Origin of the sequence: Anabaena sp. PCC 7938, from assembly GCF_049315035.1 — a bacterium.
Lineage (GTDB): Bacteria > Cyanobacteriota > Cyanobacteriia > Cyanobacteriales > Nostocaceae > Anabaena > Anabaena cylindrica.
In genome coordinates this window covers 4,391,838-4,412,500 of sequence record NZ_CP186034.1, presented here as the reverse complement: position 1 = coordinate 4,412,500, position 20,663 = coordinate 4,391,838, and the positions used below count along the sequence as shown (strand labels likewise).

General features: G+C 39.0%; 22 protein-coding genes. 11 read left to right on the top strand and 11 right to left on the bottom strand.

Annotated features, from left to right (window positions below; all coding sequences use genetic code 11):
- Positions 1-54 precede the first annotated feature (54 nt).
- A complete protein-coding gene (gene radC / locus ACOWPH_RS20100) occupies positions 55-786 on the top strand; it encodes a RadC family protein (protein WP_015217157.1) in 732 nt (243 codons plus the stop codon).
- A gap of 625 nt (positions 787-1,411) precedes the next feature.
- On the opposite strand, the gene ACOWPH_RS20095 is transcribed toward radC, so the two are convergent.
- From ACOWPH_RS20095 to ACOWPH_RS20060, 8 genes are all read right to left on the bottom strand, one after another.
- On the bottom strand, positions 1,412-2,131 hold the full coding sequence (locus ACOWPH_RS20095) for a hypothetical protein (protein WP_042465459.1): 720 nt from the start codon (positions 2,129-2,131) through the stop codon (positions 1,412-1,414).
- Positions 2,132-2,204: 73 nt separating this feature from the next.
- Positions 2,205-3,014 (bottom strand): metallophosphoesterase family protein, encoded by an 810-nt coding sequence (locus ACOWPH_RS20090; protein ID WP_015217155.1) that lies wholly within the window; start codon positions 3,012-3,014, stop codon positions 2,205-2,207.
- Positions 3,011-3,784 (bottom strand): GTP-binding protein, encoded by a 774-nt coding sequence (locus ACOWPH_RS20085; protein ID WP_015217154.1) that lies wholly within the window; start codon positions 3,782-3,784, stop codon positions 3,011-3,013. The genes ACOWPH_RS20090 and ACOWPH_RS20085 overlap by 4 nt, the downstream gene beginning before the upstream one ends.
- Before the next feature lie 315 nt (positions 3,785-4,099).
- Positions 4,100-4,750 carry a GTP cyclohydrolase I FolE gene (gene folE, locus ACOWPH_RS20080; protein ID WP_015217153.1) on the bottom strand — a complete coding sequence of 217 codons (651 nt, stop codon included), beginning with the start codon at positions 4,748-4,750 and terminating at the stop codon, positions 4,100-4,102.
- 98 nt (positions 4,751-4,848) lie between these two features.
- A complete protein-coding gene (locus tag ACOWPH_RS20075) occupies positions 4,849-5,898 on the bottom strand; it encodes a CobW family GTP-binding protein (protein WP_042466202.1) in 1,050 nt (349 codons plus the stop codon).
- Between the two features lie 113 nt (positions 5,899-6,011).
- The gene (locus tag ACOWPH_RS20070) at positions 6,012-7,265 is read right to left on the bottom strand and encodes an FAD/NAD(P)-binding protein (RefSeq protein ID WP_015217151.1); all 1,254 of its coding nucleotides are present in this window, start codon (positions 7,263-7,265) and stop codon (positions 6,012-6,014) included.
- Between the two features lie 132 nt (positions 7,266-7,397).
- Entirely contained in the window at positions 7,398-8,408 is a 1,011-nt protein-coding gene (gene hemB, locus ACOWPH_RS20065) for a porphobilinogen synthase (RefSeq protein ID WP_015217150.1), read from the bottom strand.
- Between the two features lie 78 nt (positions 8,409-8,486).
- Positions 8,487-8,732, bottom strand: coding sequence for a type II toxin-antitoxin system RelE/ParE family toxin (locus ACOWPH_RS20060; protein ID WP_015217149.1), 246 nt, complete (start codon positions 8,730-8,732; stop codon positions 8,487-8,489).
- A gap of 198 nt (positions 8,733-8,930) precedes the next feature.
- Between ACOWPH_RS20060 and ACOWPH_RS20055 the strand changes: the two genes are divergently transcribed.
- Both ACOWPH_RS20055 and ACOWPH_RS20050 read left to right on the top strand, forming a co-directional pair.
- A complete protein-coding gene (locus ACOWPH_RS20055; RefSeq protein ID WP_277882381.1) occupies positions 8,931-9,059 on the top strand; it encodes a hypothetical protein in 129 nt (42 codons plus the stop codon).
- A gap of 7 nt (positions 9,060-9,066) precedes the next feature.
- Entirely contained in the window at positions 9,067-9,327 is a 261-nt protein-coding gene (locus ACOWPH_RS20050) for a hypothetical protein (protein WP_015217148.1), read from the top strand.
- 81 nt (positions 9,328-9,408) lie between these two features.
- Here ACOWPH_RS20050 and shc read toward each other — a convergent pair whose 3' ends face one another.
- The gene (gene shc / locus ACOWPH_RS20045) at positions 9,409-11,319 is read right to left on the bottom strand and encodes a squalene--hopene cyclase (RefSeq protein WP_015217147.1); all 1,911 of its coding nucleotides are present in this window, start codon (positions 11,317-11,319) and stop codon (positions 9,409-9,411) included.
- 161 nt (positions 11,320-11,480) lie between these two features.
- Here shc and ACOWPH_RS20040 point away from each other — a divergent pair, with 161 nt between their 5' ends.
- Entirely contained in the window at positions 11,481-12,641 is a 1,161-nt protein-coding gene (locus ACOWPH_RS20040) for a glycosyltransferase (protein ID WP_015217146.1), read from the top strand.
- 217 nt (positions 12,642-12,858) lie between these two features.
- Entirely contained in the window at positions 12,859-13,158 is a 300-nt protein-coding gene (locus ACOWPH_RS20035) for a hypothetical protein (protein ID WP_015217145.1), read from the top strand.
- A gap of 247 nt (positions 13,159-13,405) precedes the next feature.
- On the opposite strand, the gene ACOWPH_RS20030 is transcribed toward ACOWPH_RS20035, so the two are convergent.
- Positions 13,406-15,262, bottom strand: a complete 1,857-nt coding sequence (locus ACOWPH_RS20030; RefSeq protein ID WP_015217144.1) for a caspase family protein — start codon at positions 15,260-15,262, stop codon at positions 13,406-13,408.
- A gap of 267 nt (positions 15,263-15,529) precedes the next feature.
- Here ACOWPH_RS20030 and ACOWPH_RS20025 point away from each other — a divergent pair, with 267 nt between their 5' ends.
- Together ACOWPH_RS20025 and rpmF are read left to right on the top strand one after the other, a co-directional pair.
- On the top strand, positions 15,530-16,054 hold the full coding sequence (locus ACOWPH_RS20025; RefSeq protein WP_015217143.1) for a hypothetical protein: 525 nt from the start codon (positions 15,530-15,532) through the stop codon (positions 16,052-16,054).
- Positions 16,055-16,171: 117 nt separating this feature from the next.
- Positions 16,172-16,345, top strand: a complete 174-nt coding sequence (rpmF, locus tag ACOWPH_RS20020) for a 50S ribosomal protein L32 (protein ID WP_015217142.1) — start codon at positions 16,172-16,174, stop codon at positions 16,343-16,345.
- A 236-nt stretch (positions 16,346-16,581) separates the two neighbouring features.
- Here the strand turns inward: rpmF and ACOWPH_RS20015 are convergent, their stop codons facing one another.
- Positions 16,582-17,568: a GntR family transcriptional regulator gene (locus ACOWPH_RS20015; protein WP_015217141.1), complete on the bottom strand. Its 987-nt coding sequence runs from the start codon at positions 17,566-17,568 to the stop codon at positions 16,582-16,584.
- Positions 17,569-17,769: 201 nt separating this feature from the next.
- Here ACOWPH_RS20015 and ACOWPH_RS20010 point away from each other — a divergent pair, with 201 nt between their 5' ends.
- The 4 genes from ACOWPH_RS20010 to ACOWPH_RS19995 all read left to right on the top strand — a co-directional run bounded on the left by ACOWPH_RS20010 (position 17,770) and on the right by ACOWPH_RS19995 (position 20,616).
- Entirely contained in the window at positions 17,770-18,519 is a 750-nt protein-coding gene (locus ACOWPH_RS20010) for a dienelactone hydrolase family protein (protein WP_015217140.1), read from the top strand.
- 131 nt (positions 18,520-18,650) lie between these two features.
- Entirely contained in the window at positions 18,651-19,553 is a 903-nt protein-coding gene (locus tag ACOWPH_RS20005) for a S1 RNA-binding domain-containing protein (protein WP_015217139.1), read from the top strand.
- A gap of 356 nt (positions 19,554-19,909) precedes the next feature.
- Positions 19,910-20,215: a hypothetical protein gene (locus tag ACOWPH_RS20000; protein ID WP_015217138.1), complete on the top strand. Its 306-nt coding sequence runs from the start codon at positions 19,910-19,912 to the stop codon at positions 20,213-20,215.
- A complete protein-coding gene (locus tag ACOWPH_RS19995) occupies positions 20,212-20,616 on the top strand; it encodes a type II toxin-antitoxin system VapC family toxin (RefSeq protein WP_015217137.1) in 405 nt (134 codons plus the stop codon). The genes ACOWPH_RS20000 and ACOWPH_RS19995 overlap by 4 nt, the downstream gene beginning before the upstream one ends.
- Positions 20,617-20,663: the final 47 nt, after the last annotated feature.

Below are 20,663 nucleotides of genomic sequence, written 5' to 3'. Positions count from 1 at the left end.
AAAGGGATAAATAGAAATAGTTTCGTCTGTGGTGCATATTCCCCTTATTTTTATATGACATATTGCCTCAGAATCGCCGACTTACCAGAAAATGAGCGTCCCCGTGAGCGATTAATGACACATGGCCCGAAAATCTTAGCTACTGCTGAGTTAATTGCCATTCTGCTGGCTACTGGACAAGGGCCGGGTAAACTCTCCGCAGTCGGTTTGGGGCAACATATATTACATGAATTAAGCAAACATCAGCGTGATCCTTTGGCAGCTTTAAGGGAAATTACCCCGGCTGAATTGATGGCAATTCCCGGAATTGGCCCTGCAAAAGCAACAACTATTCTCGCAGCCATTGAATTAGGCAAACGTGCTTTTTTATGCCGTCCTTCAGATGGCACAGTCATAGATAGCCCACTGGCTGCGGCTGCCACGCTTAGTCAAGATTTGATGTGGCAGAGTCAAGAACGTTTTGCAGTACTACTTTTAGATGTGAAAAATAAGTTTTTGGGAACTAAGGTAATTACTATTGGAACTGCGACTGAAACCTTAGCTTCTCCCCGTGATATTTTTCGGGAAGTGATCCGTCATGGTGCAACGCGGGTAATAGTTGCCCATAATCACCCTTCTGGTAATTTAGAACCGAGTGAAGCAGATATAGAATTAACACGACAATTATTAGCAGGGGCAGAACTTTTAAGTATTCCGTTATTAGACCATTTGATTTTAGGTAATGGCACTCATCAGAGTTTACGAGAAACTACAACTTTGTGGGATCATTTACCCCAGGTAGATTGAATTAACTACCGCTATCAAATATATAGGAATCCGGTTTGATTCCTAAATTTACTCGTGGAGGTAGGGAATAGGGAATAGGGAATATATGGTGTACTGAGTTTGTTCAAAAATCAAATAGGAGTCCTATATATTGTTTTCCTGTTGAGGGGGCGACAAGCAAATCTGTTATTCTCAATAGCGGGAAATAGATAAGCACAGAGTTAACACTATGCTTGTTACTCTGTGTTTTTTATTTTGGTGATTGGGGCATTTGCACCCTTAATTTGTAACGCCCTTTGTTTCTTAATCGTTAATTTAAATATTTTTATATTATCTCTCATCTGTCTTACGACTGGTTTAAATATATTACTTTAAGATTACGTTTTTGCCTAAAAATAGTATTTTAATTAACCTGGAATTTTCGATATTATTAAAGATACTTGTAAACAGATTTTATTTTTTCTAAATCATTTTTTTGATGTAGATTTAATTACAAATTAATTATACAAACTACCCAATTATAACTAAGTTATTTAATCTGGAATATTGAGTAGTATGATTGTATTTTACACAAGAACTAAATATCTGATTTTTATCACTAACTGCTAAAAAATCAGTATAAGTTAGCAATTATTGGCTTTGTTGGTTATTTTTTATCATCATTGTTGTAATACACAGATTTAAATTCCACTTGATTTGTACCAGGATTGTAGAGAGTATAGGTAGCTTGACCGGGAGTGCGTCCCACATTTCCCACCCCAACTACTTGACGTGGTGTAACAGTAGTTGTTTGCGGAGATACTTGGTGATCAAGGGTGATAATTCCACTGGTAATAGAACCAGTTTGTAGTTGATACTGAAAAGTTAAACCAGAACGACCGCAAAATAAATTATTCGCTTGCATCCGCGCTAGTTTATCTAGCATTTGGATAGGAGGAGTTTCTGGGGTAAGTTCTTCACTGACATCTATCGTAGAACCGTGAATTAGCAAACAATCCAACTCAAAAAAACCAAAATCAAGCGATCGCACCCACTCCACAGTCTGACGAGAAACACTCTCCCACAACATCTTCACCGTATCCCCTCCATATTTCGCCAATAAATCAGGCGCTTCCCCAGTCGCCCCCAAACCATGCAAAATCAAACACTGTTCCTCCCACCAACCCTTACAAATCATCGGTTCTAACTCACCCTGCAAAGGTGACTTCACCCTTTCCACCAGCGCCTCAGATTCCCTTCTTGGGCCAACTAAATCACCCAAAATATACAAAGCCTCTAAATAACGTTGGCGCTTAATATCTGCCATCACAGCTTCATAAGCCGCCAAATTCCCTTCAATTCCACTCAAAATAGCCCACATAGTCAATTTTAGATTTTAGATTTTAGATTTTAGATTTTAAATTGGTAATGAGTATTCATATTCCCCGTCCCCAATCCCTTTACTTTGTGCAAACATGAGTTGGATCATCAGCCCGTTCTGCAAACTCCAACCCATGCGCCAAACGCCAAGCAAAAATTTTTGGTAATCCCTTCTCAATAATTGCTGCACAAGTTTTTTGATAATCATAAACAACTTCTTGCAAAGTCACAGCTTGACTATCAGTATCGTAAATCACATAAGTCGCATTTGGTCTACCATGTCGAGGTTCTCCTACAGAACCAACATTCACAATTTGTTTGAGAGGAGATGTAAATCTAATATCCCGTGATTCTTCTTTACTATCAACCCGCACCTGTAACTGACCAGCATCAAGATTCCGGGAATAAGGAACATGAGTATGACCGCAAAACAACACATCTGCACCTGTCGCAAGCACCCTTTCTAAAGCGACAAAAGCATCAAGTTCAGGTAACAAATACTCATGATTACTATGGGGACTACCGTGAACAAAAGCTAAATTTCCTTCCTGGAAACTGTAGGGTAAATTAGCTAAAAATTCACGGTTTTCTGAATGAATTTCCTTATTTGTCCATTGGTGAGCTTCTATTCCTCTTTTCTCGGCTAATAATGAGGGATAACTACAATCACAAGCATTCAAACCTTCCACAATATCTTCATCCCAGCAACCGACACAAGTAGGAATATCTAAAGAGCGAATTTGGCTAACGACAGCGTTAGGATGGGGGCCATATCCCACCAAATCACCAACACAAAAGATTTTTTCAGCTTTTTGCTGGTCAATATCTAACAAGACAGCATCTAATGCTTCAAAATTACCATGAATACATGAAATAACAGCTATTTTCACCCTTGTTGCTCCGCTAATAAAATTTCTTTTACCTGTTGTTGATACTGCACAATCAGAGAATCAGATAAACAGCAATCTGATAATGTTTGTTTTAAAGATGGTTCATCTAAATTTTTCCCCACTACTTCAATACCACTAAACCGCTGAGGTCTACCTTCTAAACAGCGTGGTAAATCTAATTCTAGAAAATCGGTTTGGGGAACACCAGCAACAAAATTACAATAAAGAGAACGTCCATCATTGACATCAAAAATGCCCTTAGCACGGCTAACTACACCATAAGCACCATGAGTTATTTCATACCAAAATTCCTCTAAACTGTTTTCATCAATAACTTGACCGGTCGTAGCTACCCGCCAGAGGTTTTCTACTGTCATAGTTTGGGCTGGTGCGCCATAGACAATTTCTTCAGCCCAAGAATTGTATTCAGTGTTTTTGGTATTTGGTGGTAAGACTGCTACAGCACGGTAAGTTAGATTGTCTAATCCTGAAACTATTGATTTTAATTCTAGATAAAAACCCAATTCGACATAAACCGCATCTGCTTTGGGTAGTTGATGAAAAAATTCAATTTCTTGACCATCGCCAAAAACTTGAATACCAGGAAAATCGGTAGCTATGCGAGTTTGGTCAACAATAACATTCCCTGTCCCAGGACTAAAATAAATTAATTTATCAACAGATTTAATATCTCGAATTTGTTGATAAATCCAGTTGGTTTTTCCAGATCCAGATAATCCAGCGACGACAGTAATACTTGGTATAGTCATAATCAGATCATAAAAATACAATAAGTCAAGAGTTAGGTTTCACCGTGAGCGTCAGTCGAACGGAGCCAGAATATTTTTCAAATCCATATATCTAAATTAAAATTTAGTAGGAATATAGCGTTTCTCGGTTGAATGAGATACAAAAACCCCACCCCCAACCCCCTCCCCGCAAGCGATGAGGGGGCTATAATGTATCTCATCCAAGTGCCGCTATAATTTCCATTAACCTAATTAAAAAATCAATAATGTAGAGATAAGAAATTTCCTATTTCTACATAGTACACCTAAATTTACATTTGCATCCAGCCAAGGCTTTTAGTGAAAATTAGGATTGTGTCGAATCAAATTCATAAACTCTTCACGGGTGCGAGCATCTTCTGAGAATACACCACGCATTGCACTAGTCACAGTCCAAGAACCGGGTTTTTGTACACCGCGCATCACCATACACATATGAGTTGCTTCTATAACCACTGCAACCCCTTTGGGTTTGAGTAAACCTTGCAGTGCATCAGCAATTTGTAAAGTTAACCGTTCTTGTACTTGTAAACGTCTTGCATACATTTCACAAATGCGGGCAATTTTTGATAAACCAATGACTTTACCATCAGGAATATAGGCGACATGAGCGCGGCCAATAACTGGCAAGATATGATGTTCACAGGAACTGAAAATATCAATATCCCGGACTAATACCATTTCATCAGCGTCTTCTGTAAAGACTGCTCCATTTAACAGTTCATCTAAGGACTCATTATATCCTTTGGTGAGAAACTGCAAGGCTTTAACGACTCTTTTAGGAGTATCTTTTAACCCTTCCCGGTCAGGATTTTCGCCTAGTCCAATCAGCAAAGTTCTGACAGCTTGCATCATTTCTGCTTCTGTCACAATTGGTTGTTGCTGAGTAGATAAAGATGACACTACCTGAGCAGCAGAATTCAGATCGGGACGAATCGATAAAGTCATTTTCTTTGTTTTAATTGAGATAGATTATGCGTTGGTTAATAGTTAAAAACATTTGAACAACTATTAAGCAACTTGAGCTATTTTTTCACACTTATTGATTATAACAAACATTTGTTAAGTTGTGTGTGAATTTCCCTAGCATCCAATTTTCTACCAATGAAAACTACTTGATTTTTAGGTGAAGTAGACCATTCATCAGCGTGTAAGTTATAACGAGGCCCACTCAGTTGAAAAATATGGCGTAAATCACTATCACTAAACCATAATATGCCCTTAGCTCGAAATACGTCCTGGGGCATTTCTTCAGTGAGAAAATCCTCAAATTTATTAACGTCAAATGGTCTATCAGATTGAAAAGAGATTGAGACAAAGCCATCATTTTCTAAATGATGAGAGTGATGTTCATGATGATGATGGTCATGATTTTTATGGTGTTCATGATCATGATGATGGTGTTCAGATGCGTGAGTATCTTCTTTATCACCAGAAATATATACATCTTTTGGTGTTAAACCTACACCTAAAATTAATGGTAAAGCAACTTCTCCATATTGAGTATGTAAAATTCTCGCTCCATTTTTTACATCATGGATAAAATGTTCTACTTCTTGTAGTTTATCTGGTGTCACGAGGTCTGTTTTATTGAGGAGAATAATATCTCCGTAAGTAATTTGTTGTAAAGCTGCTTCACTTTCAAAATGTTTCTCATTAAATGTCTCAGCATCTACTACTGTGAGAATTGAGTCTACATTTGTTAAATCCCTTAGTTCTGTTCCCAGAAAAGTTAAAATTATTGGTAGTGGATCAGCAACACCAGTAGTTTCAATTACTAGATAATCAATGCGTTCTTCTCTTTCTAAAACTCGATAAACTGCATCAACTAGACCATCATTAATGGTGCAGCATATACAGCCATTACTGAGTTCTACCATATCTTGGTCTACAGAAACTAGTAGTTGGCTGTCAATGTTAATATCACCAAATTCATTCACAAGTACAGCAACTTTTAAATCTTGTTTATTTTGGAGAATTTGATTTAAAAGTGTGGTTTTTCCACTACCTAAAAATCCTGTGATGATAGTTACTGGCATTCCTTGTTTGGGAATTTCAGGAATTATATTTGCAGTTGGTGCTGTTAATTGAGTCATCATCAGTTCAATAATTCGAGACATATAATGAGAATCGTTATCATTCTAGCGCAAAAAGCTCTAAATGTTATTGATGTTGTAGTTTATTTTTGGGGAAATATTTTGAAGTGCTGTTAGCTGGCTTTGATTCCAGTGATGTTACGGGAAAAAGCTACACTGGGTTTAGCGATCGCAGGAACGATTTTTTCACAAGCCATTCTTGCACCAGATAAATTCCTTGCTGTTGGCCCCACTTGTAAGGCAGCTAAACCACCCATGATAAATAATTCACAACCAGGCCAACGCAGATACGTATCTAAAACAGGTAAACCGTTGACGATTTGGATGGGGTAAGCGGCTAAAATTTCTTTTAATAATGGTTCTGTGGTGACATCGAATTTAGTACCAGTGGCTAACCAGATATAATCACACTCGTAAAAGTTACCATCACCACATTCTACCAGCCAATTATTACCCAACCATTCGGCTTTGATGACTTGACAATTTTCATCAATTATGATTTTACCACGATGCTTTTCTTTGCGTAGTTGGGTAGCGAACTGCTGAAAGCAGCAGCGCTTCGCTATCGCAGGTGTGATAGAACCACCATTTCTAGCTTGCTGAATCATTAACCAGCGTTGTTGCCAATTTTGCTCAAAAAATCCTTTGAGATATTTTGGGCCTAACCAACCCGGTGCTGCATCAAATAGCTTTTCTGACAACTGTCGTCGCATCATCAAGTGAACTTTTGCACCACGAGAAATAGCACCTACAGCCAAATGTCCACTTGTCAAACCACCACCAACAATCAAGACTCTTTGAGACTTTAACTGTAATTGACGTAAATCTACAGTTTGAGAATGGCAAAGTCTATCTTGAGGATAGAGTGACTGAATCTTGTTTACCCAATCAGGAATGTGTATTTTACCACTACCCGTTGCCAACACTAACCGCCGTGCAGTTACTTTTTGTCCATCTGACAGCCCTAATTGAAATTGAGGACGAAAATGATTAAATAACGGTTTAATGCTGGTTACAGCCAAAGGGATAACTTGATTTTGTAACTGATGTTCTGCTATTATACCCTCGCAAAAATCCGCAAATAGTTTTGTCCCTGGTAAATCGTAGGGGGGAAAGAGTTCCTGAGAACGAGATTCAGCAAATTTCCGTAAAGCGAAGGGGTTAGGGTGGGGATGATGAACTGCGGGCGATCGCAAATGAGGAATTTCCAAAGCCGCAAATTGCTGTTTCCAACCACTCATCCATGTACCACTGGGGTCAAATACGGCAAAGTTACCTTTCATTGTCTGCCGTTTTTGTAAGAGATGGGCAACTAAAGTCAGTGCATGAGGTCCAGCACCAATAATTGCTAAGTCAATTTTTGTCATTAGTCATTAGTTATTAGTTATTTAGTTATTAGTCATTGGTCATTAGTTACTCGTATTTATTCTGAACTTCTGATAGCGAAGCGTGGCGTTAGCCATACTTCTGAACTCCTGTAACTCCTGACTCCTCAAAAGTTACATCAACATAAGAGCAACTTCTTTGGCAAAGTAAGTCAAAATTAAATCAGCACCAGCCCGTTTCATACTGGTTAAGGTTTCTAAAATCACCTGTTTCTCATCTATCCAGCCATTAGCGGCCGCTGCTTTAATCATTGCGTACTCACCGCTAACGTTGTATGCTGCAACTGGTAAATTTGTTACTTTTTTGACTCGATGTATGATGTCTAGATAAACTAAAGCTGGTTTAACCATGATGATATCTGCACCTTCGGCAATATCTAATTCCACCTCTTTTAAAGCTTCTTGGCTATTGGCAGCATCCATTTGATAAGTCTTTTTATCACCAAATTTCGGGGCTGATTCTAAAGCATCTCTAAAAGGGCCATAGTAGGCTGAGGCATATTTGGCAGAGTAAGCCAAAATACATACATTGATATAACCTTCCGCATCTAAAGCTTTGCGAATTGCCCCAACTCTACCATCCATCATGTCAGAAGGAGCAACAAAATCAGCGCCGGCTGCTGCTTGGGAAAGTGCCATTTTTACTAACACTTCTACTGTGGGGTCATTTAAAATAATGCCGTTTTCATCGACTAAACCATCGTGACCATGAGTGGTGAAGGGGTCAAGGGCAACATCGGTAATAACGATGATTTCGGGAACTGCTTTTTTAATAGCTTTGACAGTTTCTTGTACTAAGCCTTCTGGGTTGTAGCTTTCTGTACCTGTGTCGTCTTTTTGATTTTCTGGGATAACGGGGAAAAGTGCGATCGCATTTATTCCCAAGCGTGAAACCTCAGCTATTTCTTTCAGCAGCAAATCCAGAGAAAAACGATAACATCCGGGCATAGAAAGAATTTCTACTTTTTGTCCTTCCCCTTCCATCACAAACATCGGATAGATCAGGTCATTTACACTTAAAGTCGTTTCCCGCACCATTTTCCGCAAGCTTGCATTCCGACGCAGACGACGGGGACGCTGAGGCAGGTTTAATGGCTTATCGGTGTTTGAATTTGCAGACGACATAGAGTTTATATAAAATGATAATCATTATTATATAGGCTGCGGGGCAGTATGTAGGGGTAAAGCAAGAAATATTAGATATCAACCAGTAAACAGACTATTAACATCTCTTGATTGATGGAGTACCCGAATTATCTCAATTCCATCATCAATTGGTGTGTAAAATATGATGTATGGTTTAATTGGAAAGCTTCTGAGTTCTGGTAACAAATCATCACGGCTTCTGCCCATGCCAGGAAATTGAGCTAACATTGGCAAGCTATTGAGAATTTTAGCAATTTCTTTGTCTGCTGCAATTTGATTATTGTGGGCAAGATAAACCCATATATAGCCTTTCCCACTCTAGTTAGATACAAAATTATCCCTCCCCAACCCTCCCCTTGGTAAGGGGAGGGTGCGCGACAGCGCGGGTGGGGTGTATTTCATGAGCTTGGGAATTGCTATAGTAGGCTGCGTCAGATATTAAAAATTTGTTGATTATTACGAAATTATTAAGTCTGCCCCATCCTAAAAGATATATTTAGTGTGACTACTCCAAGAAGAAAAAGAACCACAGGTAATGATAGTAATGGTGATATACTGTATTACAATCCCGAAGATGAACCAAAAGTGAAGGAAATAGTTCGCCAAATTAATAAACAATATAATCCTTAGTTTTTTCATGCCATATATTGAAATTAAAACCAGAAAAATCATTGATTCAACGTTAGAGTTAGATGCAGGCAAAATTACTAATCGACAAAGATTGATTGATTTCTTTAAAGAAGAAATTGTTGAAGAAAGTCGCAATATGTTGAAGAAATTAGGTGATACTCCTGCGAAAGAGGAATACAAAAAACACAGCTATCCTCTAAAAACATTACAAGCAATTTTAGAAAATTTAGAAAATAAACAATATGGTTATCTTGCAAAATTATCATGATAAGTTAAGTCAAAATAACTAAATCTAAAACCTTTATAAGATAGATACCCGACTTTTTTTACTTCGGGTATCTTCCATATTTTATCCTTTAATCCCTTGATATCTTCCCAAAGCAATTAAAGGAAAATACTGTTGATAGAGGTGATATTTGAGATAAAAATGACAGGGAAAACCTGTTCCTGTAAAATATGATTCATCCCAAGTACCATCTGATCTTTGAGTTTCTAACAAGTAATTAATCCCTCTTTCAATACTATCAAACGGTATTTTTACTGTTGCTTCTCCTGCTGCTATTAACCCAATTAAACCCCAAGCTGTTTGAGATGCGGTACTATCTCCCTTACCTTTCAAACTCGGATCATTGTAACTAAAACAAGTTTCACCCCAACCACCATCAGAGTTTTGAACTTTGACTAACCAAGCTGCACCTTGTTCTATTTCACTGCGATATTTTTGGGGATTTATTAATGCTAAAGCTGATAAAACTCCGCTAGTTCCATAGATGTAATTTACACCCCAACGCCCAAACCAACAACCTTCTTTTTCTTGTTCATTAAGAAGATAATCAAGGGATTTTTCTAACTTATCTGATGGAATTGATAAGTTACAAGCCCCCAACATTTCTAATACTCTAGCGGTGACATCGGCTGTATTGGGATCTATCATGGCTTTTAAATCGCCATAGGGTACAGAATTGAGCCAATCTTGATTATTATCAATATCAAAAGCTGCCCAACCGCCTGGTTGACATTGCATAGATGCAATCCAATTTAAAGCCCGATTTATAGCTTGTTTTTTAAGTTCTTCATTCGGTAATTTTGTTTGATGTAACGCCATGACAACTACAGCAGAATCATCAACATCTGGATAGAAGCGATTATCAAATTCAAACGCCCATGCGCCAGGTTTTCCTTGTTTATTTTTTACTGACCAATCACCATAATCTAAAATCTGTTTTTCTAATAACCATTCTCCAGCTTTTATGATTGCAGGATCATCTGCTGGAAAACCTGAATCAATTAAGGCACGAATTGCCCAAGCTGTATCCCAAACGGGTGAAACACAAGGCTGAACACAATAACTATTCTCTGTTTCAATGGCAAAATTATCAACTGCTTTTAAACCACGATAGATAATTGGGTCGTTAGCATCGTAATCTAAACACTTCAATGCTAACAGGGAGTTCAACATGGCGGGAATAATTCCCCCCCAATCACCTGTAGCTTCTTGACGTTCTAAAATCCATTTTTCTGCGGCTTTAATGCCTTCATTTCTAAAAGGAACAAAATTGAAACTTTCTGCTAATTTAAAGCCATTATCTAAGATGTTAAATATATCCGACCAATCGCCATTTTTTGGTAATTCCCATTTGACGTTTTTCACCCCTTCTGTATATAATTCATCTAAATTTATAGGTTGATCAATTTTAAAGATAGGTTTGCGATCAAAGACTATTAATAAAGGTACTGTGCTGGAACGCGCCCAACTCGAAAGTTCATAAATATTGAAGGGGAAATTATCGGGTAGCAGCATTACCCAGGATGGTAATGAAGGAAGTCCACGCCAGTTGTAGCAACCAATTAAGGCAAGGTGTAATTTGGTGAAAATGCGGGTTTTGCTGATTCCGCCTTTTTCTAAAATCCAAGATTTAGCTTTTATTAGTGCAGGATCATTTGCAGGTACACCTAATAAACGCAAAGCCATATAAGCTTCTACGGTTGTACTCAGTTCTCCACCGTCTCCATAAAATAGTTCCCAACCGCCATGTTCTCGTTGTTGCGATCGCAGATAGGTTTCTACTTTATGCAAAGGTCGAGTTTTATCTGTTCCCCAAATCTTATGCAGCAGAACGGCTTCGGCAGTAATGGTAACGTTGGATTCTAACTCAGCCCACCAATAACCATCTGGCTTTTGAATCGCAAGCAGATGTTTTTGACTGGCTTTAATTGCTTCTGCTATTTGCTTGACTTGCACCCTGTTTTGTGTTTGCATGAATTACTTTCCTCCGCACTACATGATATTTAATCACATATCTTCTGACTACAGGAATATGGATTTAATGAACCGCAAAGGCGCGAAGGACACGAAGGAAGAGGGAAGAAGGAAGATAAAACAGAGTATTCTGTGTGAGTTACTGAGAGTTTGCAATAGATATGGCGACAATTTTATTGGGGTTGGTGGTTTTATCTTTGGTAATTTGGTTATTTTTACTTTTGTTTTGGGGGCAGTTTTGGCGGGTAGATCAGCAATTAGAAACAAGTGAAGACATCTGCACACAACAAGGCTTACCTACAGTCTGTGTGGTGATTCCAGCACGAAATGAGGCTGATGTGATTGCCATTAGTGTGCGATCGCTCCTCCTACAAGACTACCCTGGCGATTACAACATCTTTTTAGTAGACGATCATAGTACAGATAATACAGCACATTTTGCCCAAGAAGTAGCCCAAACCGTAGATAAACCCCAACAATTACATATTGTCTCTAGTCAAGAATTACCCGCTGGTTGGACTGGTAAACTATGGGCGATGGAACAGGGTATACAAAAAGCCAATCAATTACAACCTGATTATTTTTTACTTACTGATGCAGATATAGAACATAATCCTAGCAATCTGCGGCGATTAATTGCCAAAGCTGAAGGAGAGAATTTAGACTTAGTCTCAATTATGGTCAAACTGCGTTGTCAAAGCCTTTGGGAACAACTACTAATTCCTGCTTTCGTCTTTTTCTTCCAAAAACTCTATCCTTTTCGCTGGGTAAATAACCCCAAAAAAACTATAGCAGCGGCTGCCGGCGGTTGTATGTTAATTCGTCCAACAGCCCTAAATCGCATTGGGGGAATACAAGTAATTCGCCAAGCTTTAATTGATGATTGTTCTTTAGCAAAAGCCATCAAATCCAATCAAGGGCGAATATGGTTAGGATTAAGCAATTTAACTTATAGCTTGCGTCCTTATGATTCCTTGAAAACCATCTGGGATATGGTAGCGCGTAGTGCTTACACCCAACTGAATTATTCTCCCTGGCTGCTAGTAGGAAGTGTGTTGGGAATGATCTTAGTTTATCTAGTGCCACCGATGGGAATAATTTTGGGTTTAGGGTTAGGAAATTTGCTTATGACTATCACTGGTTTAATCACATGGTTATTGATGACTTTAGCTTATTTTCCCATCATTCATTTTTATAAATGTTCCCCTTGGCTAGTCTGCTGTTTACCTATAATTGCCCTTTTCTATACTTTAATGACTATAGATTCTGCTATCCGTCACTGGCAAGGACGTGGTGGTGAATGGAAAGGTAGAGTTTATTAAAAAAATGCAGACAGAAGAAGATTAATCAGCTTTTTAACATTAATTTTAAAATTTTTATTCCTTTAGATATAGTCTCTGTAATCATTATCTATTGTTTTTGCATCTATCGGATGATTGTCAAGAGGAATACTTTTGTTAAAATATGGGTGTAAATGATGATTTTTTGATAAAACAAATTTCATCATTTTAGAAAATGTATTTATTGCAGGTTAAGCTTATGACATTACAGAATGAAAAAAGACAAGTTTATCAAGATAAAGTCAAAGCACAATTAGATAAATTCAATGCTCAGATTGATGAAATGAAAGCCAAGGCAAATCAAGCTAAAGCAGATACAGCCTTGGAATATAACAATAAATTGGAAGAAATATATACTAAGCGTGATGCTGCTCAAGCTAAATTAGAAGAATTACAAAAAGCTAGTGAGCAAGCTTGGGGAGAGATGCAAGTTGGTTTTGAAAAAGCTTGGAAAGAACTAAATACGGCTTTTGAAAGCGCTGTTGCTAAACTCAAATAAACCGAATCTACTAATCCCTTTTTCTAGTAGATGAGCTTAAGTCAAAGCATCTCCTCCAGCAGAGAATAAGTATGAGAAAATGAAGTGAAGTTGAGTCGTAACATCACTTTTTTTTATTTACTTAACTTCTCTTCTTTACATTATTTACTAAATTAGCTTAAGGATTCAGAATGTTTGATATATAGTGCTTGCTGAAAAAGTCGTATTTAAGCCAGACCAAGAATCAATTAACAATCCTTTAACTAAACTAATTTTTTTTTACTTGCCATTTTTGAATGGCATCCTGAGCGTCTTCGTAAGCGGGTGTTATTTCTGGAACTAAAGTAGCGGTTTCTATGGCGGTGCTGATTTCTCCTTGGGCGGCACGATTTTTAGCTAAATCTAAAATTTTTTCACTCCATTGATTGATTGATGTTTGGGCAATTTCAAAGCCTGGTTGCCCTGGTGGTACTCGCTTGGCAACTTCAATAGCTCGATTATAGGTTGATGCCTGTCCAGGTTGAATCAAGGCATTAGCGGCATCTAACAAAGTTTTGTTACTTACATACCGCTTGATTTCTAGTCGCCATTTGGCGATCGCAGATTGTGCTTGGGGATATAGCAACTCGTCCTTGGTAATTAACTCAGCAGCTGCGATCGCATCACTATATTCTTTTTGTTGAGCGAGTTCCTCAGCTAACTCTAAAATCAACTGATTCCAAATCTGAATATTTTCCTGAGCTTGTTGATAAAGAGGTTCACCGGGTTTAATTTTTTTAGTCGATGCGATCGCTTGACTCAAATCACTAGCTTTAGTTGCGCTCAAGGACATTTTACCTAGCTCTAAAATTGCTTGGTTACGCTTTTGGGAGTCCACAATGGGCAGCCTAGCTGGTTTTATTGGTTCTACAGTTGGGGTAACAGGGGGGAAACTCTTGGAAAATTGGGAGTCGCTGGTAGTATTATTTACGGTTGTAGAGAACTTTTTGAAACGAAAACTAGCCTGATTGTTGAGAACAAAGGTAGCGATTAAACCTACTATCATCATGCTGCCTCCGCCCCATAAGATAAATTGTTTCCAAATGGGGGTATTTGCCTGAATTGAAGGCGTAGCGTAGTCTTTGGCAGCAGAGGGAATAAACCTAGCTCCTGTGTTTAATTCTGGGGAAGTAGCCAGAATTTGATTACCGTCTACAGATAACGTGCCGACTGATTCATCTGCATTGGCAGAAGTCTTGTTGATGGTAGTTTCTACGGTTTTCTTTTCTGCCCACCAAGCTTTATCTGTAGTCGAATTTTTAGATTTATTGTCTGCTAATGGGGGAGTAGTGAGAGCAACAGCAAAGTTTTCTTCAGGAAAAATCAGTTGCTGTGTTTCTGATTCACTGTCTAATTCCAAGATCGGCAAAATGGCTTGCTGATGGGATGGAATGACAGTTGCAGGGTTTTGAATAGGTCGCCAGTGGTGTTGACAAAGTTCCGGGGTGAGGGAACTGACATAACTTTCTAAATCTGTTACGTAGCCACCTTTGCCAGCACGTAAAGCTTCTAATAAGGCTGCTGTAAAGAATCCGTGACCTAATTCGCTACTTTCGTGGGAAAATTGCTCTGGTTGGCAAGACAGCATGACCGCCATTTGTAATTCTTTGGCCATGTCGAGAATTTCTTGCCCAACAGGAGCATCTGCTTGTGTGCCAAAGGCGCGGTTGATATCGAAAATGAGTAATACATTCAGTTGGGCAACTTGGAGACTTTGCATCAGCGATCGCACTTCTAGCCCAGTTTCAGAAACCATATCTGGGTTTCCTGCCACCGGCATTAAGTAATCTTTGTCGTTATAGTTGACTCCATAACCGCTGAAAAATAACCATAGATGGTCTTCTGGTTGCCAAGATGTTGCTGCTAATTCCTCCAGCAAAGACAAAATATTATCTTTCGTTGGATAGGAAGTTTTTTCCCCTATTGGTGGTGAAGTATTGGTCATCAGTAGGCAGTTTTGGGGGAGTAAACCTGCTTCTGTCAACAAAAAATCATGTAATGCCTCGGCATCGGCTTGAGCGCAGCTTAAAGGTTGAAATAATTCATATTGATTGATGCCAATAGCGATCGCCCAGTAATTTACCATCCCGCTCTTTGTCGGTTGTTGTTTGCTGAAAATTGCGGTTGGCCTTGTCGAAAAACAAAGCTAACCTATGTTTTATCAAACAGAATACAGGAGTTCAGGAGTCAAAAGGAATTCTATGAGACTACTGACAACTGACTCCTTCTTCATAGTCTAGGTGGGTTTCCACTAATTCCTAGATATAATGTAGTTCTTATGACGTTGAAATTTCGGAAAATACTTGCATTCGTTGAAAATGCTTCAGTCATCATTCAGGAGGGCTACAAGTTTATGAACAGGATTTACACTCAACAATCATCATTCATTCCCTTTTCATTTATTGGCCAATTTGGCAGGAAAATCCGGATAATTCAAGCTGGAGTCTTCCTATTCTTAGCGTTTCCTCTCTGGTTGGCTACGGAAGCGATCGCACCTCAAATTGTGCAAGCTTACACAGCCAGAGTTGATTTAACCATTGACAGACTGCCCGCAGAAAACTACGAAACTGTTCTCAGAAGAGCAGAAGCAGTGGCTAGGGCAGCGGCTCAACGCAGTTTTGACCAAGACATCTTAGTAACAGATGTTTCCATAATTGTCTCCGTACAAAATTATGGAGCTATCGCCCCAGTTATAGCCTTAGATGTTAGTCGTCTGCAATGGAAACAGCGTCCTGACCCCCAACGTTGGGTAACTTATTTTAAAACAGCGCGATCGCTACTTTTCTTTGAACAACAGACACCAGTCCCTGACGCTGCTCCTGCTGTACCTCCAACCACAGCTACTCCACCCACAGTTAAGGAACCAACACAACCATAACGATAAAAAACTCATCTTCTTATTTAGACATCTCCGAAAATTCAACTCTCTATCATTGCTAATGTCAATTGATGGCCTAGAATAAAAAGGTTGTCAATAATCACGATATCCGCTATCATGGCTGTTCCAAAGAAGAAAACGTCCAAATCCAAACGAGACAAACGCCGCGCTACCTGGACACATAAGGCTGTTGTTGAAGCTCAGAAAGCCATCTCTCTCGGCAAATCAATTTTGTCTGGACGTTCTAAATTTGTCTATCCAGTTGCTGAAGAAGAAGAAGAAGAGTCATAATCTCTCGTTAAGGAAAAGCACAAACAGCGTATATGGGAGTGCTTTTTCTTTGCTTGCCTGATGGCATTAACGACTAACCGCTAGACGCTTTGCGTTATAGCGGAGGTTTCTAGAAGGTAATTTATGAAATTTTTTCAAGAACCAAACTAAGAAAAAAGTTAATGAAACTATCAAACAGAATCCCTGAAATCTTGAAAATTTCAGGGATTGGATTGTTTATTTTGGAGTTGCTATTGTCAGATTAAACCGAGTTCGCGTTTGAGTAAATTTATTGACTGAGAACCAATGTAGTTTTCACAGCGAATTAGTTTTGGTGGACGAATCAGATCATCTAGAACTATTTGCACTCCGGCTTGAACTGCTGAATAGCTTGCTTGATCTGTACAAAAAATGATTTCAGATCGTTTAACGATCGCTTGCAGTTTATAACCATCCTTAGGCTGGGAAGTCATTACGAGTAATTCATCACCTCGTAAACCGTGGAGGATGACTTCGGTGGCTCTGAGAATGCCAGGACTGAGGCTGACTATACCTATACAACTAGCTTTGGGTAAGTTTTTAACGACATTGAGTTCCTTGGCATAATCGTGAATATCTAGGGGAATCACGCGTACAGCTTTTGGTGCGGCGATCGCTTCCACTTCGCCGATAAAATAACGACTGGTGACTAATGTAGCCGAAGTAGTTTGGTCTAAAACTGCTAGTAACTCTTCCATAGCGACTAACTGAACTGGAATTTCTAAAGCTTCTTCCAATTCATCTACCATTAATTCCCCAGCCCCGATATCCTGAGATGGTGCGACTACAAGCACCCTGGCACTACACCGCAAGCGCCAATCAACTTCTGCTAGAAATAGCTCTCGTGCTTGATTCAGGGAGCATCCTTGACCAAGTAACTCATCGAGAGTTTGTTGAACTACTTTGTATGCTTCAGGATATTGCTTGAGAATTGGCGACTGTAACCTACTCCCACCTTCATGTCCTTGAGCGCGGACATAGATTCCTGAACCCGCGAGACTTTCGACAAATCCTTCTTCCTCCAACTGGCGGTAAACTTTGCTAATAGTATTCCGGTGTAATCCCGTTTGCATAGCCAGCGCCCTTGTGCTAGGCAACTTGTATGCAGGTGAATACTGCCCAGATGCGATCGCAAATCGGATTTGATTAAACAGTTGGGTGGATGCCGGAATTTCGCTGTCTGGCTGAATACGGAATTGAATCATCAACAATTCTCCTGATTACTGGTAGCTGCAATTAACCCGATGTGGATGCTACCTGTTAAATATAATATTCTTGATACGTGAGATGTTTTAAGGAATGTTGCTAATACATTCAAGTTTATTAATGGATAATTTGGTTGAAAGCCGTCTGAAGATACTGGCATAGTTATATCAGACAATTAGAGAGCTTGAGTAAAAATTATTATGACAGAGCGATTAATAAACACTACAAAAGTTAATCTTTCCCAAAATGATTGCCAAGTAGAAGCTTATCTAGCCACACCAACAGCACCCGGTTCTTACCTAGGAGTGATAGTTTTACAAGAGATATTTGGGGTTAACGTTCATATTCGAGATGTGACAGAACGGATTGCTAAACTGGGATATGTAGCGATCGCACCCGCACTTTTTCAACGTCAAGCACCTGGATTTGAAACCGGTTACACCCCCCAAGATATAGAAATAGGCAGAGAATATGCTTGGTCACAAACCAAAGCCTCAGAACTCTTGAGCGATATTCAAGCAGCTATCAATCATCTCAAAACTTTGCCCCAAGTCAAAAAAGATGGATTTGGTTGTATTGGTTTTTGTTTTGGTGGTCACGTAGCATACCTAGCTGCCACCCTCCCAGATATTCAAGCCACAGCTTCCTTTTATGGTGCTGGAATTACCACTCGCACCCCCGGAGGTGGAAACCCCACTATTACCCGCACCAGAGAGATTACAGGCACTATCTACACCTTTTTTGGCACAGAAGATGCAAGCATTCCCAAAGAACAGATAGACGAAATTGAAGCCGAGTTAAAAAAATATAACATTTCCCATCGTGTGTTTCGTTACGATGGATCTAACCATGGGTTTTTTTGTGACCGTCGTGCCAGTTATAATCCTAAAGCTGCGGCCGATGCTTGGGAAGAAGTTCAAAAACTTTTTGCCCGCGTTTTAGCAGCTTAACAAGAGTTTTTTAGGAAATAGAGTTGTTTAAGGGATTTTCTAGCTGATTGTCCCTGTTAGCCTATCTCTCGCGCTTTGGCACTACTGAACTCCTAAATTTCTTCTTCTCATACAATTTATCTTCAAACGTCATGAATTCCGAATCACAACTTTCTCAAACAGCCAATTCGTCTTTTTCAATGGACGACTTTGCTCAAGCACTGGAAAAACACGACTACCAATTTCAAAAGGGACAGGTTGTACATGGCAAGGTGTTTCAACTTGACCATGATGGAGCCTATGTTGATATTGGTGGTAAGTCGTCCGCTTTTCTCCCCCGCGATGAGGCTTCGTTGAGAGCAGTAACTGATTTAGCGGAAGTTCTGCCAATGCAAGAAGATATGGAGTTTTTGATTATCCGAGATCAAGATGCTGAAGGTCAAGTTACACTGTCTCGCAAGCAGTTAGAAATTCAGCAAATCTGGGTAAAATTGTTACAAATGCAGGAAAATTCCCAGACAGTGCAAGTGCGAGTAACAGGAGTGAATAAAGGTGGTGTAACTGTTGATCTTCTTTCTTTACGAGGATTTATTCCGCGATCGCACCTCGCCGACCGTGATAACTTAGAAACACTCAAAGGTCAAACTCTCACCGCTGGCTTTTTGGAAATTAATCGCAACACCAACAAACTCATCCTTTCCCAGCGTTTAGCAACTCGTTCTAGCAGCTTCAGCTTATTAGAATTAGGTCAGTTAGTAGAAGGTAAAATTACTGGCATTAAACCTTTTGGTGTATTTGTCGAATTAAATGGTGTTAGCGCCTTACTCCACATTAAACAAGTGAGCCAAAAATTTATCGAATCATTGGAAAAAGTCTTTCAAATCGGTCAGCCAATTAAAGCCGTTATTATTGATTTAGATGAAGGTAAAGGCAGAGTAGCCCTTTCCACAAGAGTTTTAGAAAACCATCCTGGTGAAGTGCTGGAGAATTTTGCAGAAGTCATGAGTTCAGCCGAAGCGCGTGCTAATCGGGCTGCAAATAAAACTGCTGAATAGATAATTGGTGATTGTTAATTGGTGAGATGGAAGGAAAATATCTGTAACCTTTTCTTTTTTCCCCATTACACAAATCACAGCCCTTTTCCTTAGCGATAGCTGCTTCAGAGTTCTGGAAATGTTTTTCCACTAAAGGCAAATTTAATTAATACAATTAACTTTACTAAATTGTCAAACATAGACTCTGAAGAAGCTTCGCTAATTGACGATTAAAAAATTCTCCCCACAATGACGATGGGTGCTTTGTTTGAGCAAAATTAGGGTCTGCTGCTGGTTTTTTGAATTATCAAAACAAATAAATTTCTATAGTGCAAGCGATCGCACTCCCAACTCCCTACATCAAAAAGCGGTACCTTATGTTAGCTATCTCTCAAAACAAGTTATTTATCTATGTAAATACCATGCAAACCATAACTCTGAACTCTCATGTTGGGCAAGATGGAATATTACATTTAGATATTCCTGTAGATGTTACTAACGCTGACTTAACTATTACTGTTATTTTAATACCTGTTACTGATTCTCAGCAGCAAAATCAACCAAAAGGAAAAGGTTGGCCTGCTAATTTTTTTGAAGAAACATCAGGATGTTTAAAAGATACTCCTTTAACTATAGATTCAGAAGGAGTTTTTGATGATTTAGCGGAGTTTAAATTGTCATGAAATATTTGCTGGATACCAATGTATGTATCAAATATCTCAATGAAGATTTGATTATTCGCCGGAAACTAGAAAATACGGATTTAGAAGATATTGCAGTTTGTTCAGTTGTGAAATTAGAGTTATTTTATGGGGCGATGGGAAGTGATAACCCTAATCAAGTTTGGGCAAAAGTAAAAAGATTTTTAGAAGTGTTTATTTCCTTACCTTTAGATGATATTTCAGCTTTAAATGCAGGTAGGATTCGCGCTCAATTGGCTAATACTGGTACTCCTATTGGTTATAATGATTTATTAATTGCTTCTATTGCGCTGTCTCGTGATTTGATTTTGGTCACTCATAATACTAAGGAATTTGTCAGGGTTGAAGGGTTAAAACTAGAAGATTGGGAAATTGAAGGATAGAAGGTTAAAAAAGATCGCACTCCACAAACCCATAATCCAAAAGCGAA

What these genes read in the sequence shown, in the direction of transcription:
- radC (WP_015217157.1), top strand. Translation starts at nt 55, where the DNA reads ATGACATATTGCCTCAGAATCGCCGACTTACCAGAAAATGAGCGTCCC.
- ACOWPH_RS20085 (WP_015217154.1), bottom strand. Translation starts at nt 3,784, where the DNA reads ATGACTATACCAAGTATTACTGTCGTCGCTGGATTATCTGGATCTGGA.
- folE (WP_015217153.1), bottom strand. Translation starts at nt 4,750, where the DNA reads ATGACTTTATCGATTCGTCCCGATCTGAATTCTGCTGCTCAGGTAGTG.
- ACOWPH_RS20075 (WP_042466202.1), bottom strand. Translation starts at nt 5,898, where the DNA reads ATGACTCAATTAACAGCACCAACTGCAAATATAATTCCTGAAATTCCC.
- ACOWPH_RS20070 (WP_015217151.1), bottom strand. Translation starts at nt 7,265, where the DNA reads ATGACAAAAATTGACTTAGCAATTATTGGTGCTGGACCTCATGCACTG.
- hemB (WP_015217150.1), bottom strand. Translation starts at nt 8,408, where the DNA reads ATGTCGTCTGCAAATTCAAACACCGATAAGCCATTAAACCTGCCTCAG.
- ACOWPH_RS20050 (WP_015217148.1), top strand. Translation starts at nt 9,067, where the DNA reads ATGCCATATATTGAAATTAAAACCAGAAAAATCATTGATTCAACGTTA.
- shc (WP_015217147.1), bottom strand. Translation starts at nt 11,319, where the DNA reads ATGCAAACACAAAACAGGGTGCAAGTCAAGCAAATAGCAGAAGCAATT.
- ACOWPH_RS20040 (WP_015217146.1), top strand. Translation starts at nt 11,481, where the DNA reads ATGGCGACAATTTTATTGGGGTTGGTGGTTTTATCTTTGGTAATTTGG.
- ACOWPH_RS20035 (WP_015217145.1), top strand. Translation starts at nt 12,859, where the DNA reads ATGACATTACAGAATGAAAAAAGACAAGTTTATCAAGATAAAGTCAAA.
- ACOWPH_RS20030 (WP_015217144.1), bottom strand. Translation starts at nt 15,262, where the DNA reads ATGGTAAATTACTGGGCGATCGCTATTGGCATCAATCAATATGAATTA.
- ACOWPH_RS20025 (WP_015217143.1), top strand. Translation starts at nt 15,530, where the DNA reads ATGAACAGGATTTACACTCAACAATCATCATTCATTCCCTTTTCATTT.
- rpmF (WP_015217142.1), top strand. Translation starts at nt 16,172, where the DNA reads ATGGCTGTTCCAAAGAAGAAAACGTCCAAATCCAAACGAGACAAACGC.
- ACOWPH_RS20015 (WP_015217141.1), bottom strand. Translation starts at nt 17,568, where the DNA reads ATGATTCAATTCCGTATTCAGCCAGACAGCGAAATTCCGGCATCCACC.
- ACOWPH_RS20010 (WP_015217140.1), top strand. Translation starts at nt 17,770, where the DNA reads ATGACAGAGCGATTAATAAACACTACAAAAGTTAATCTTTCCCAAAAT.
- ACOWPH_RS20005 (WP_015217139.1), top strand. Translation starts at nt 18,651, where the DNA reads ATGAATTCCGAATCACAACTTTCTCAAACAGCCAATTCGTCTTTTTCA.
- ACOWPH_RS20000 (WP_015217138.1), top strand. Translation starts at nt 19,910, where the DNA reads ATGTTAGCTATCTCTCAAAACAAGTTATTTATCTATGTAAATACCATG.
- ACOWPH_RS19995 (WP_015217137.1), top strand. Translation starts at nt 20,212, where the DNA reads ATGAAATATTTGCTGGATACCAATGTATGTATCAAATATCTCAATGAA.